The sequence below is a fragment of the Paracoccus sp. SY genome, from assembly GCF_002901215.1.
Classification (GTDB): Bacteria; Pseudomonadota; Alphaproteobacteria; order Rhodobacterales; family Rhodobacteraceae; genus Paracoccus; species Paracoccus acridae.
On record NZ_NWMQ01000002.1, the window covers coordinates 324265 to 337210 of the forward strand.

Annotated in this window: 16 protein-coding genes; all 16 read left to right on the forward strand. The window is 65.1% G+C overall.

Going from position 1 to position 12946, the window contains the following annotated elements:
• The first annotated feature begins 14 nt into the window (after positions 1-14).
• The 16 genes from CK944_RS03565 (at position 15) to CK944_RS03640 (ending at position 12908) form a co-directional block, all read left to right on the forward strand.
• Positions 15-1199, forward strand: a complete 1185-nt coding sequence (locus tag CK944_RS03565) for a phage portal protein (protein ID WP_103171648.1) — start codon at positions 15-17, stop codon at positions 1197-1199.
• Positions 1200-1203: 4 nt separating this feature from the next.
• Positions 1204-1437 carry a hypothetical protein gene (locus CK944_RS03570; protein ID WP_103171704.1) on the forward strand — a complete coding sequence of 78 codons (234 nt, stop codon included), beginning with the start codon at positions 1204-1206 and terminating at the stop codon, positions 1435-1437.
• 3 nt (positions 1438-1440) lie between these two features.
• A complete protein-coding gene (locus tag CK944_RS03575; protein WP_103171649.1) occupies positions 1441-1968 on the forward strand; it encodes an HK97 family phage prohead protease in 528 nt (175 codons plus the stop codon).
• A gap of 103 nt (positions 1969-2071) precedes the next feature.
• On the forward strand, positions 2072-3235 hold the full coding sequence (locus CK944_RS03580) for a phage major capsid protein (RefSeq protein WP_103171650.1): 1164 nt from the start codon (positions 2072-2074) through the stop codon (positions 3233-3235).
• A gap of 191 nt (positions 3236-3426) precedes the next feature.
• A complete protein-coding gene (locus CK944_RS03585; RefSeq protein ID WP_103171651.1) occupies positions 3427-4044 on the forward strand; it encodes a head-tail connector protein in 618 nt (205 codons plus the stop codon).
• Entirely contained in the window at positions 4041-4379 is a 339-nt protein-coding gene (locus tag CK944_RS03590) for a head-tail adaptor protein (RefSeq protein WP_103171652.1), read from the forward strand. The genes CK944_RS03585 and CK944_RS03590 overlap by 4 nt, the downstream gene beginning before the upstream one ends.
• The gene (locus CK944_RS03595; RefSeq protein WP_103171653.1) at positions 4376-4795 is read left to right on the forward strand and encodes a DUF3168 domain-containing protein; all 420 of its coding nucleotides are present in this window, start codon (positions 4376-4378) and stop codon (positions 4793-4795) included. The genes CK944_RS03590 and CK944_RS03595 overlap by 4 nt, the downstream gene beginning before the upstream one ends.
• Positions 4796-4806: 11 nt before the next feature.
• Positions 4807-5220, forward strand: coding sequence for a phage major tail protein, TP901-1 family (locus CK944_RS03600; RefSeq protein WP_103171654.1), 414 nt, complete (start codon positions 4807-4809; stop codon positions 5218-5220).
• On the forward strand, positions 5220-5534 hold the full coding sequence (locus CK944_RS03605) for a gene transfer agent family protein (RefSeq protein WP_103171655.1): 315 nt from the start codon (positions 5220-5222) through the stop codon (positions 5532-5534). The genes CK944_RS03600 and CK944_RS03605 overlap by 1 nt, the downstream gene beginning before the upstream one ends.
• Positions 5531-5734 carry a rcc01693 family protein gene (locus tag CK944_RS03610; RefSeq protein ID WP_103171656.1) on the forward strand — a complete coding sequence of 68 codons (204 nt, stop codon included), beginning with the start codon at positions 5531-5533 and terminating at the stop codon, positions 5732-5734. Before CK944_RS03605 ends, CK944_RS03610 begins: the two co-directional genes overlap by 4 nt.
• 12 nt (positions 5735-5746) lie before the next feature.
• Positions 5747-6403 carry a phage tail tape measure protein gene (locus CK944_RS03615; RefSeq protein ID WP_103171657.1) on the forward strand — a complete coding sequence of 219 codons (657 nt, stop codon included), beginning with the start codon at positions 5747-5749 and terminating at the stop codon, positions 6401-6403.
• Between the two features lie 13 nt (positions 6404-6416).
• Positions 6417-7049: a DUF2460 domain-containing protein gene (locus tag CK944_RS03620; protein ID WP_103171658.1), complete on the forward strand. Its 633-nt coding sequence runs from the start codon at positions 6417-6419 to the stop codon at positions 7047-7049.
• Complete coding sequence (locus CK944_RS03625) at positions 7046-7870, forward strand: DUF2163 domain-containing protein (RefSeq protein ID WP_103171659.1); 825 nt, start codon at positions 7046-7048, stop codon at positions 7868-7870. Before CK944_RS03620 ends, CK944_RS03625 begins: the two co-directional genes overlap by 4 nt.
• Positions 7871-7893: 23 nt before the next feature.
• Complete coding sequence (locus tag CK944_RS03630; RefSeq protein WP_371411644.1) at positions 7894-8301, forward strand: peptidase; 408 nt, start codon at positions 7894-7896, stop codon at positions 8299-8301.
• Positions 8302-8323: 22 nt separating this feature from the next.
• Positions 8324-12208, forward strand: coding sequence for a glycoside hydrolase/phage tail family protein (locus CK944_RS03635; protein WP_103171660.1), 3885 nt, complete (start codon positions 8324-8326; stop codon positions 12206-12208).
• Positions 12198-12908 (forward strand): DUF2793 domain-containing protein, encoded by a 711-nt coding sequence (locus CK944_RS03640; protein ID WP_103171661.1) that lies wholly within the window; start codon positions 12198-12200, stop codon positions 12906-12908. The genes CK944_RS03635 and CK944_RS03640 overlap by 11 nt, the downstream gene beginning before the upstream one ends.
• Positions 12909-12946: the final 38 nt, after the last annotated feature.

Consider the following 12946-nt stretch of genomic DNA (forward strand, 5'->3'; position numbering starts at 1 on the left):
CATGGAGGCAAAGGATGGCGTTTCGGTTGTTTACGCGGGAGGAGAAGCAGGCTCCTCCGCCAAAAAGAAAGGCCAGTGCGACCGGCCGTGTCGTGGCCCTTGCCAGCGGTTCGGGCCGGGCAGTCTGGTCGTCGCGCGACACGGTCAGCCTGACGCGGGGTGGCTTTGTCGGCAACCCGGTGGGCTTTCGCTGCGTCAAGCTGATCGCAGAGGCGGCGGCGGCGGTGCCGCTGGTCTGCGAGGATCGCGAGCGGCGCTACGACATCCATCCGGTGCTGGATCTGCTGCGGCGCCCCAATCCGGGGCAGGGCCGGGCGGAACTGTTCGAGGCGCTGTTCGGGCAGATGCTGCTGTCGGGGAACGGTTACGTCGAGGCGGCGGGCCTGGGTGCCCAAGGGTTGCCCGAGGAGTTGCACGTCCTGCGGTCGGACCGGATGAGCATCGTGCCCGGCGCGGACGGCTGGCCCGTCGCCTATGATTATGCCGTCGGAGGGCGCAAGCACCGGTTCGACATGACGGGCAGTCCCGATCCGATCTGCCACATCAAGTCCTTCCACCCGCAGGACGACCATTACGGGTTGTCGCCCATGCAGGCGGCGGCGGTGGCGCTGGACGTTCACAACAGCGCATCGGCCTGGTCCAAGGCGCTGCTGGACAACGCGGCGCGACCCAGTGGGGCCATCGTCTACAAGGGGGTGGACGGGCAGGGGGTTCTGTCGCCCGAGCAATATGATCGCCTGGTCGGTGAGATCGAGACGAACCACCAGGGCGCGCGCAATGCGGGGCGTCCCATGCTGCTGGAAGGGGGTCTGGACTGGAAGCCCATGGGCTTCAGTCCCAGCGACATGGAGTTCCACGAAACCAAGCTATCAGCGGCGCGAGAGATCGCGCTGGCCTTCGGCGTGCCGCCGATGCTGCTGGGGATCCCCGGCGACGCGACCTATGCCAATTACGCCGAGGCGCACCGGGCCTTCTATCGCCTGACGGTGCTGCCGCTGGCCACGCGAGTCGCGGCATCGGTTGCCTGGTGGCTGTCCGAGCATCAGGGCGCCGAGGTCGATCTGCGCCCCGACCCCGACCGCATCCCCGCCCTGGCCGAGGAACGCGACCAGCAATGGGCGCGGATCGGGGCCGCCACCTTCCTGACCGATGCGGAAAAGCGGGCGCTTCTGGGCCTGCCGCCGCTGGCCGGGGCGTGACCCGATGGAAGGGTCGCGTTTCGTCAAGGACAGCTTCGGCTGGCATGACCAGCGGTTCGAGGCCCAGGAGAGGATCATGGCGCTGCAGTTCGGCACCATGGAGAAGCGGCTGGAGCGGATCGAGGCGCTGATCGAGGGGCTGGAGCGGCGGCTGTGGATGACCGTCTATGGCGTCGTGGCCGTGATCCTGACGCAGGCGGTGCAGGGAATTTTGGAATTCGCGCCGAAAGGAGGGTGACGGATGGTTCCGGGACTTGAGGTGAAATTCGCGGGCGGTGCGCCGGTTCTGTCCGACGGCCAGGTGATCGAGGGCTATGCCAGCCTGTTCGGCCTGACCGACCAGGGCGGCGACGCGGTGGCGCCCGGGGCGTTCCAGGCGTCGCTGGCGCGGCTGGCGGCCAAGGGCGACAAGGTGCGGATGCTGTGGCAGCACGACCCCGCCAAGCCCATTGGCGTCTGGGACGAGATCCGCGAAGACGAGAAGGGCCTGTGGGTCAAGGGCCGCCTTTTGCCCGAAGTGGCGCAGGCGCGCGAGGCCGCGGCGCTGATCCAGGCAGGGGCGATCGACGGGCTGTCCATCGGCTATCGTACGATCCGTGCGGAACGGGACAAGCAGGGCCGCCGCGTCCTGGCCGAGGTCGAGTTGTGGGAGGTGTCGCTTGTGACCTTCCCGATGCTGCCCGAGGCCAAGGTGGGCCGCAAGGAGGCGGACGACCTGCGAGAAGTGGCAGCGCTGTTCACGGCAGCGGCGGAAGCCTTGCGGGTTTGAGATTGCGGTGCGTGCGAGGCACGCACCCCAGGGGTTTGGGCCGCTGCGGCGGTCCGAAAACAGGGGCGGGTCGGCCCCGATCATCGCGATGAGGAGACAGACCATGACCGAGGTGAAAGCCGCGGAAGGTGGCGGCACGGCCGCCGACCTGAAGGGGGCCATGATGGGGTTCGTCAGCGAACTCAAGGGCTTTCGTGACGACATTCAGAAGAAATTCACTGCACAGGAAGAGCGTATGAACATGCTTGATCGCAAGACCGCCATCCGTGGCCGCACCCCTCTGTCCGCAACCGCCGAGGTCGAGGTGCCCCACCAGAAGGCGTTCAACGCCTATCTGCGCAGCGGCGACGATGACGGCCTGCGCGGTCTGGTCATCGAGGAAAAGGGCCTGACGGTCGCCAGCGACGGCGGCTTCCTGGCCGCCCCGCAAGTCGCCGAGACGGTCCAGAACGTGCTGCGTTCCGGCGCGTCGCTGCGCAGGCTGGCCAATGTCGTGGCCATCGAATCCGCCAGCTATGAAGTGCTGGTCGAGAAGAACGAGATGGGCGCGGGTTGGGCCACCGAGGCTGCCGCAGCCGAGACGGCGCCCGGCCAGATCGAGCGCATCTCGATCCCGCTGCACGAGCTGTCGGCCATGCCCAAGGCCAGCCAGCGTTTGCTGGACGACGCCGCCTTCGACGTCGAGGCATGGCTGGCCGAACGTATTGCCGACAAGTTCGCGCGGTCCGAAGCCGCTGCCTTCATCACTGGCGACGGGGTTGCGAAGCCGAAGGGTATCCTGACCTATCCGACCGCGCTGAACGCCGCAGCGGGCACCAACAAGATCGGCGTGGTCGAGACTGGCACCGCAGGCGGGTTCAACGCGGCTGCCCCGGCCGATGCGCTGATCGACCTGATCTATGCCCTGGGCGCGGAATACCGGGTCAATGCCAGCTTCGTCATGAACTCGAAAACGGCAGCGGTCATTCGCAAGATGAAGGATGCCGATGGCCGCTTCCTGTGGACGGATGCGCTGGCGGCCGGGCAGACGCCGCAACTGCTGGGCTATCCGGTCCTGATCAGCGAGGACATGCCCGACATCGGCATCGACGCGCTGGCCATTGCCTTTGGCGATTTCCGCGCCGCCTATACCATCGTCGAGCGTCCCGACCTGCGCGTCCTGCGCGATCCGTTCAGCGCCAAGCCCCATGTGCTGTTCTATGCGACCAAGCGCGTGGGCGGCGGCGTGACCGACTTCCGGGCCGTCAAGCTGCTGCAGTTCGCCTGATCCCGGATCGCGGGAACAGGTGAGGGAAAGACCGCGCACGGGTCGGTGGCCATCCTGGCTTTGCAACTGTCCGCGCGTGCTGATGGCTGGCGCGCGGGCGCGGTCTTTCCCGATCTGATGCGACGACAAGGCCCCCAGCGGGCCTTGTCCCGGTGGATGACGAGCGGACAGCAAGACGGGAGGTTCGCGAGATGATGCTGATCGAGGAAACGGCGCCGGCGGCCGAGGCGCTGCCTGTCGCGGCGCTGCGCGAGCATTTGCGGCTTGGAACGGGGTTCGAGATTGCGCAGGACAATGCCGAGGACATGGCCTTGGCAGGCTTTCTGCGTGCGGCGATCGCCACGATCGAGGCGCGCACGGGCAAGGTCCTGCTGACACGGCGCTTTCGGATGCAACTGGACGACTGGCGCGACCGGCTGGGGCAGACCCTTCCCCTGGCCCCTGTGATCTCGGTCGAAAGGATCGAGATCGATGACGGCATGGGCACCGTCACCGAGATTCCGGCAGATAATTGGCGGCTGCTGCCGCATGGGCAGCGCCCGATGATCCTGCCTGCCGGGGTGATCCTGCCGCATGTGCCGCGGAGGGGCTTGGTGAATGTGACCTTCTGGGCCGGCTTCGGCGAGACCTGGTCGCAGGTTCCCGCCGATCTGGCGCAGGCCGTGATCATGCTGGCGGCGCAGTATTACGAGGATAGGGGCCAATCGGGCGCAAAAGGTGCGATGCCATTCGGCGTCAGCGCCTTGATCGAACGCTGGAGGCAGGTTCGGACCCTGGCAGGACGCGGCAGCCGAGAGGCACGCCGATGAGCACGCCCAAGCTGAATGTGCGGTTGGCTTTGGAAGGATCTGCCCGGCAGGACGATGGAATGGGCGGCTATCGCACCGTCTGGCAGCCGGTCGGTTCGCTGTGGGCCGAGATGAAGTCGCAGGCGGGACGAGAGCGCGGGGCCGAGGTGGGTCCCGAAAGCGTCGTGTCCTGGCGGATCACCGTTCGGGGCGCCAGGGCCGGGGACCCGCGCCGTCCGGTCGCAGGCCAGCGGCTTCGGATGGGCCAGCGGATATTCGTCATCGAGGCCGTGGCGGAACGCGACCCGGCTGGCCAGTCTCTGACCTGTTTTGCCCGAGAGGAGAAGCAGACATGAGCTTTGCGGCAAGCATCGCCCTGCAAGGGGCGGTTTATCAGCACCTGCGCGCAGATCCCGCCCTGAACGACATGGTCGGAGACGCGATCTTCGACGCGATGCCGGTCGAGGCGCCTGCGGGTGTCTTTGTCTCGCTTGGCCCAGAAGATGTGGTGGATGCCGGCGACATGACTGCGGCGGGATCGCGGCACGACTTTGTCGTGTCCGTGCTTTCGGGTGCCGGGCAGGGCGGGGGTTTCGCCGCGGTCAAGGCGGCCGCCGCCGCTGTGGCCGAGGCGCTGGACCAGGCGCCCCTGACGCTGAGCAAGGGGCGGCTGACCGCCCTGTGGTTCCTGCGCGCCAAGGCGCGGCGGGTGGAAAACGGTGCCGCGCGGCGGGTCGATCTGACCTTTCGCGCGCGGATAGATCTTGGCTGAGGAGATAAGCCATGGCGGCACAGAATGGACGTGATCTGCTGATCAAGATGGACATGACGGGTGACGGCGCGTTCGAGACCATTGCAGGTCTTCGCGCCTCTCGCCTGTCTTTCAATGCCGAGACGATCGATGTGACCAGTCTGGAAAGCGAAGGCGGCTGGCGCGAGTTGCTGGGCGGGGCGGGCGTGCGCAACGCGTCGATTTCCGGGTCGGGCGTGTTTCGCGACGCCAACACCGATGGGCGTGCACGCCAGATCTTCTTCGACGGAGAGGTGCCCCGCTTCCAGGTCGTGATCCCCGATTTCGGCACGGTCGAAGGGCCATTCCAGATCACGGCGCTGGAATATGCCGGAAGCTACAACGGCGAGGCCACCTATGAGGTGACGATGGCATCCGCTGGCGCGCTGACCTTCGTGGCGCTGTGATGGCGAATCCGTTGCGCGGAGAGGTCGAGGTGGTGCTGGACGGCACCGCCCATGCCGCCCGGCTGACGCTGGGCGCGTTGGCTGAACTGGAGCACGAGCTGGGCGCCGACAGCCTGATGGCGATTGCCGGGCGGTTCGAGCAGGGCCGTTTCAGCAGCCGCGACGTGCTGGCCGTGCTGGTGGCGGGTCTGCGCGGAGGCGGCTGGCGCGGGACCGCGGCGGATCTGCTGACAGTCGAGATCGGCGGCGGGCCGGTCGCAGCCGGCCGGGCGGCCGCCGAGCTTCTGGCGCGGGCGTTCCGGACCCTTTCATGAGTGGGGGCTTGGACTGGCCCGGTCTGATGAGGGCCGGCATCCGAGGGTTGGGGCTGCGCCCTGACCAGTTCTGGGCACTCACGCCCGCCGAACTGGCGCTGATGCTGGGGATCGAGGCGGGATCGCCCGCCATGACGCGGGACAGGCTGGCGGAACTGGCCGCGCGCTATCCCGATCGGCCAAGGGAAACATCTGGATAAGGGCAAGGATCTATGGCCAACAAGGACGGGTTCAGTTCAACGCTGGATCAACTGGATGAAGGGTTCAGCCAGACCAGCCGCATGACCGCCGCCTTCGAGGCGGAGCTTGACCGCTTGCGGCAGTCCGTGACCGTGACCGCGCGCGAAGTAGGGTCGCTGAGTTCGGGGATCGAGGGCGGGCTGCGCCGGGCTTTCGATGGCCTGATCTTTGACGGTGAGAAGCTGACGGACGCGCTGAAGGGCATCGGGCGGTCGATTGCGGACACCGTCTTCTCGATGGCGATGAAGCCGGTCGAGAATGCCCTGGCCGGTTCCCTCGCGCAAGGCATTGGTGGAATGCTGTCGGGCGCAACGCCTTTCGCCAATGGCGGGGCCTTTGTCCAAGGCCGGGTGATGCCCTTTGCCAAGGGCGGGGTCGTCAGCCAGCCGACGCATTTTCCCATGCGTGGGGCAACCGGCCTGATGGGCGAAGCGGGGCCCGAGGCGATCATGCCCCTGCGGCGGGGTGCCGATGGCAGGCTTGGCGTCGCGGCCGCCGGAGGCGGCTCGCGTCCCATGAATGTCACGGTGAACGTGACCACCCCCGACGTGGCGGGTTTCCAGCGCAGCCAGTCGCAGATTGCCGCACAGCTTGGCCGCGTGCTTGCGCGCGGCGAACGCAACAGCTGAGACAGGGACCAAGATGGCATTTCACGAGGTAAGATTTCCGGCCAACCTGTCGTTCGGCTCCATTGGCGGGCCCGAGCGTCGGACCGAGATCGTGGCACTGGCCAGCGGGTTCGAGGAACGCAACACCCCCTGGGCACATGCACGCCGCCGCTATGACGCGGGGATGGGTCTGCGGTCCCTGGACGACTTGTCTGCCTTGGTCGCGTTCTTCGAGGCTCGGGCGGGTCAGTTGCACGGCTTTCGATGGAAGGATTGGTCGGATTACAAAAGCTGCCTTCCTTCGCAGGCGCCGTCCTTCGACGATCAGAAAATCGCATCAGGGGATGGGATGACGACGGTCTTTCAGTTGACCAAGACCTATTCCTCGGGTCCAGGCCGCTATGCAAGGCCGATCACCAAGCCGGTGAAGGATACGGTGAAGGCAGGGATCGGCGGAAACGAAGTGTTCCCGGGCACGCATTATGTCGTCGATCATGAGACGGGCCTGATCGCCTTCGCCGATCCACCGGAACCGGGAGCCGCTGTAACCGCGGGTTTCGAGTTCGACGTGCCGGTGCGATTCGATACGGATCGGATCGCCGTGTCCGTCGCGTCCTTTCAGGCGGGCGAAATGCCCGCCATTCCGGTGATCGAGGTGCGGGTATGACGACGACCACGATCGCGCGCGCCTGGATGGTGCAGCGTGCCGACGGGATGGTCCTGGGGTTTACCGATCACGATGCAGGGCTGAAGTTCGACGGCATCCAGTTCCGCCCGGACCACGGCATGTCGGCGCGTGCCCTGGTGCAAGCGACGGGCCTTTCGGTTGACAACTCCGAAGCTGAAGGCGCGCTGTCCGACGACGCCATCACGGAAAAGGACGTACTGGCAGGACGATGGGACGGCGCGGTCGTCAAGATGTGGGAGGTGGATTGGACAAACGTATCTGCCCGGCGGCTGGTCTTCGCAGGCAGCCTGGGAGAGATCGTGCGATCCCAAGGCGCCTTTCGCGCGGAACTGCGCGGTTTGTCCGAACCTTTGAACGCCGCGCGCGGACGGGTGTTTCATCCACGCTGTTCGGCACGCCTTGGGGACGGGCGCTGCAGGCTGAGCCTGACCAACGAAACCTTCATGATCGAGGCTTCAATCGCCGACATCAGGGACGGGCATATCCTGCGTTTTGCAGGGTTTCCAGCCTATGAAGCAGGGTGGTTCGAGCGGGGCAGCCTTCTGGTTCTGACAGGCAAGGCAGAGGGACTTCGGGGCACGATCAAGAACGACACGGCCTTTTCGAACGGCGTCCGAGAGATCGAACTGTGGCAGGGTCTGGGTATTGCGCCGGTTGCAGGGGATCGGGTCCGAGTGACGGCAGGCTGCGACAAGAGAGCAGTGACATGCCGCCAGAAATTCAACAATTTTATGAACTTTCGCGGCTTTCCTCATCTTCCTTCGGAAGATTGGATCATGGCTCCGCAGGCGGGTCGATGACCATGTCAGACGATATCGTGAGAATGGCGCGGGCCTGGATCGGTACGCCCTATCAGCATCAGGCGAGTGTCAAGGGCGTCGCTTGCGACTGTCTGGGCCTGATCCGGGGCATATGGCGTGAACGTCATGGGACCGAACCAGAGACACCCCCACCCTATACCGCCGATTGGGGTGAGGGCGGCGGGCAAGAGGTTCTGATGACCGCCGCGTTGTGCCATTTGATGCCGATTGATCGCCAAACGCCGATGGAGCCCGGAGAGGTCTTGCTGTTCCGAATGCGTCCAGGTGCGGTTGCCAAGCATCTGGGCATCCTGTCCGCTGCCGGCCAGGCGCCGCGCTTCATACATGCCTATAACGCGCATGGTGTCATCGACAGTCCGTTGACGACGCCCTGGCAAAGCCGGATCGCTGCCCGGTTCCACTTTCCCTGAATTCCAGACTTAGGAGGCCATCATGGCGACCATCATGCTGTCCGCCGTAGGAGCGTCGATTGGCGGAAGCTTCGGCGGTGCGGTTCTTGGCCTGTCGGGCGCCGTCATTGGCCGCGCAGTCGGCGCGACGGTCGGCCGGGTCATCGATCAGCGGTTGCTGGGCAACGGATCTAAGGCGGTCGAAACCGGCCGCATCGACCGGTTGCGCCTTCAGACAGCAGGCGAGGGTGCCCCAATTCCGCGGATTTGGGGGCAGATGCGTTTGCCTGGCCATGTCATCTGGGCTTCGCCCCTGGAGGAGATTGCGCGATCCGAGGAGGCGGGCGGCGGCAAGGGTGCGCCGAAGTCGAAGGTCACCCAGATCAGTTATCGCCTGTCAGTCGCGCTTGCGCTGTGCGAGGGACGTATTCTGGGGGTCGGGCGGGTCTGGGCGGATGGCGAGGAGATTTCGCCTGACGATCTGAACATGCGCGTTTACAACGGCGATGAAACCCAACAACCTGACCCGGCGATTGCCGCGCATGAGGGCGATATGGCGCCTGCCTATCGCGGGCTTGCCTATGTCGTGCTGGAGGATTTGACCCTGGAGGCCTGGGGCAATCGGATGCCTCAGCTAAGCTTCGAGGTGACGTCGCCTGCACAGGACGGCAGCGGATTGTGTCGCGATGTGAAGGCTGTCGCGCTGATTCCCGGGACGGGAGAGTACTCTCTGGCGACGACTCCGGTCCATCAGGATCTGGGCCTGGGCGAACTGCGTTCGATGAACGTCAACACGCCGATGGGCGGCACTGATTTCACCGTTTCGATGAACATTCTTGACCGAGAGTTGCCAAACGTCGGATCGGTATCGGTGGTCGTATCCTGGTTCGGCAGCGACCTGCGCATCGGCCAGTGCACGGTGCAGCCCAAGGTAGAGCAGCGTGAGATCGATGGCGACGAACTTCCTTGGCGGGTTGGGGGAATTGGCCGCAATGCTGCAGTGCCGGTGGCCCGGGTCAACGACCGGCCCATCTATGGCGGAACGCCCGCGGACCAGGCCGTGATCGAAGGATTGCGGGCCATTGCAGCGTCGGGACGGAAGGCGGTCTTCTATCCCTTCATCCTGATGGAGCAGATCGCCGGCAACAAGCTTGCCGATCCCTATGGCGCCGACGAACAGCCGGTCATGCCGTGGCGGGGCCGGATCACGACATCCATAGCTCCGGGTCGGCCGGGATCGGTTGATGGCACGTCCGCTGCCGTTGCCGAAGTAGAGGCGTTCTTCGGCAAGGCTGCCGTCGATGATTTTTCGCGCGACGGCGACAGGGTGAACTATGGCGGTCCCGAGGAATGGTCGTATCGCCGCTTCATCCTGCACTATGCGCATCTCTGCGCGGCAGCAGGAGGCATCGACGCATTCCTGATCGGTTCCGAGATGATCGGAATGACGCAGATCCGTGGGCCGGGAAACAGCTATCCGGCAGTGCAGCAACTGTGCCGTCTGGCCCAAGATGTAAGGAGGATCCTGGGTCCTTCGGTCAAGATCGGTTATGCTGCCGACTGGTCGGAGTACTTCGGCCACCATCCGGGCGGGGGAGAGCTGTTCTTCCACCTGGATCCCCTGTGGGCGCATCCCGACATCGATTTCATCGGCATCGACAACTATATGCCCCTGTCGGACTGGCGCGATGGCGAAGATCACCTGGATGCCTCATGGGGACATGTCGGAAATCCAGCATACCTCGAGGCCAATGTCTGCGGGGGCGAGGGCTACGACTGGTATTATGCCAGCGATGCCGACCGTGACGCGCAGCGGCGCACGCCGATCACCGATGGCGCCTATGACGAGGCCTGGGTCTGGAAGTACAAGGACCTCGCAAGCTGGTGGCAGAACCTGCATTATGATCGGCCGAACGGGGTGCGGTCGCGACAGGCGACAGGATGGGTGCCCGGATCGAAGCCGATCTGGTTCACCGAATACGGCTGTGCGGCGCTTGACAAGGCCACCAACCAGCCAAACAAGTTCCTGGACGCCATGAGTTCGGAAAGCACGCTGCCCTTCTACTCCAGCGGGCAGCGTGATGATGCGATCCAGGCGGCGTACATCCAGGCAGTCGCGTCCTATTGGTCTAAACCGGCCAACAATCCTGCCATGGAGGATGGGCGGCGGATGGTCGATCTGGACCGGGCGCATGTCTGGTGCTGGGATGCGCGGCCATACCCGGCCTTTCCTGGTCGTACGGATCTCTGGTCCGATGGTCCTGCCTGGCAGCGTGGACATTGGCTGAACGGGCGTGCCGGATCGATCATGCTGTCCACGGTCATCGGCGATATCTGCCGTGAGGCGGGCGTGGCGAACTTTGACGTCAGCACCGTCACCGGGGTCGTGCGCGGCTTTCATGTGAACGGGGGCGAGACATCGCGGGCGGCGTTGCAGCCCATCTTGCTTGCGCATGGGCTGGACACAGTTGAACGCGACGGGAGCCTGCGGTTCGTACCGCGCGACGGTCAGGTGACGCGGCATCTGGGTCACGAGCATCTTGCCATTGGGGACGAGGTCAATGGCTTCGAGACGACCCGGCAGGCACAGGTGGAACTGTCGGGCCGTTTGCGGCTGACCCATGTCGAGGCGGGTGGAAGCTATACGACCGCCACGACCGAGGTCAGCTTGGCGGATGCCGATGGCAACTCGGTCAGCGACAGCGAATTCGCCATGTCTCTGACGCGCGCCGAAGGCCGGGCCATCGCCGAGCGGTGGCTGGCAGAGGCGGTCGTTTCGCGGGACACGGCGCGCTTCGCTCTGCCCCCGTCGGCCGCCGACCTGGGACCAGGCGACGTGATCCGCATGGATGATGGCCGGGGTGAGCCGAAGCGCTGGCGCATTGATCGGGTGGAACGGGCAGGAGCCATCACAGTGGACGCCGTCCGGGTCGAACCTGGGGTGTATCGTCCGGCCGTCACGAACGAAGACGACAGGATTGCCACACGCTATAGTCCGCCACTGCCGGTATGGTCGTTGTTCTTGGATCTGCCGTTGCTGAAGGGCGATGAGCAACCGCACGCGCCTTATCTTGCGGCAACGGCGAAGCCATGGCCGGGATCGGTCGTGGCCTATTCTTCGATCGAGAGCGAAGGCGGGTTCGAACTGAACACGACGTTGAGCCGACGTGCCTTCATCGGGCGGACGGAAACGCCACTTGTTCGGGCGCGTCCGGGCGTGATCGACCGCAGTGCGCCCTTGCTGGTCAGGCTGAAGGACGCGTCGCTGAGATCGGTCGGAGAAAAGGCGCTGCTTGCAGGGGCGAACGCCCTGGCGATCGGTGACGGATCGATGGAGAACTGGGAAGTCATCCAATTCTCCAAGGCTGTTCCGGTTGACAAGGACCTGTGGGCGATCAGCGACAGGCTGCGCGGCCAGGCGGGAACCGATGGCATCATGCCGGAAGTCTGGCCGAAAGGCAGTGTTGTCGTATTGCTGGATGGGGCGGCGCAACAGGTGGCATTGCCACCTTCGGCCCGCGGGCAGGAACGGTTCTGGCGCATCGGGCCGGCCCGAAGAGCTTTCGACGATCCCAGTTATCGCACCCGTGCGACACAGGCGCGGGGGATCGGCCTGCGGCCCTATGCCCCTTGCCACTTGCGTGCCCAAGGCCGGACGCTGGGATGGGTCCGTCGCAGCCGCGTCGATGGCGACGGTTGGGATGGCGCCGACATTCCATTGGGTGAAGTTAGCGAACGCTATCGTGTCCGCATCCTGCAAGACGGTCGTGTGCTGCATGAAGCGGATGTGAACGCACCGGAATACACCGTGCCCGAGCAAGTCTGGAACAACGCGCAGCAGGGTGGCCCCTTTGTCGTCGCTGTTGCGCAATTGTCCGATCAGTTCGGCCCCGGCCCCTTTGTCAGGAGGACTTTCAATGACGAATGAAACCACGCGTTTCCAGTTGCCGCTGCTGCAACCCGCCCAGGCCCAGAAGCATGTGACGGTCAACGAAGCCTTGATGCGTCTGGATGGCCTGACCAACGCCGTCTTGGAAAGCACCTCGGTCCTGATCCCCCCAGAAGCCGTGATCGACGGGCAGTGCTGGGCCGTCCCGCAAGGGGCCACCGGCCCATGGGCCGGGCAGACTGGGCGGATTGCGGTTGGCACCAATGGTGGTTGGGTCTTCATGGCCCCCTCGCGAGGGATGCGTGCCTTTGTGGCCGACCAAGGGGCCGAGGCGATCTTTGACGGCCAAGGGTGGTTTGTAGGCGGCGCAACCTTTGGCAGGCTGGGTTCCGGTCTGGCCGTCCGCATGTCCGAGAAGGAGGTGACTGTTGGTGCGGGTGCATCCTTCGACACGGGCCTTGTCATTCCGGCAGGTGCGATGGTGATCGGCGCCGCCGCCAGAGTTGTCCAGCCCCTGACCGGCAGCTTGCAGACCTGGCGTCTTGGCACGGCGGATTCGAACAACCGCTTTGGCCAGGGCCTTGGAAAAGGGGCGGGTTCATGGGCGCGCGGAATGCTTGGCGCGCCCATGACCTATTACATCAGTGCCAACCTGCTAATGACTGGCGAAGGCGGGTCGTTCACCGGCGGGAAGGTCAGGCTGGCCGTTCACTGGATGGAACTGCGGTTGCCGGACTGAGAGCCGTTCTTTCCCTTGGTCGCTGTTCACGTTAAGAA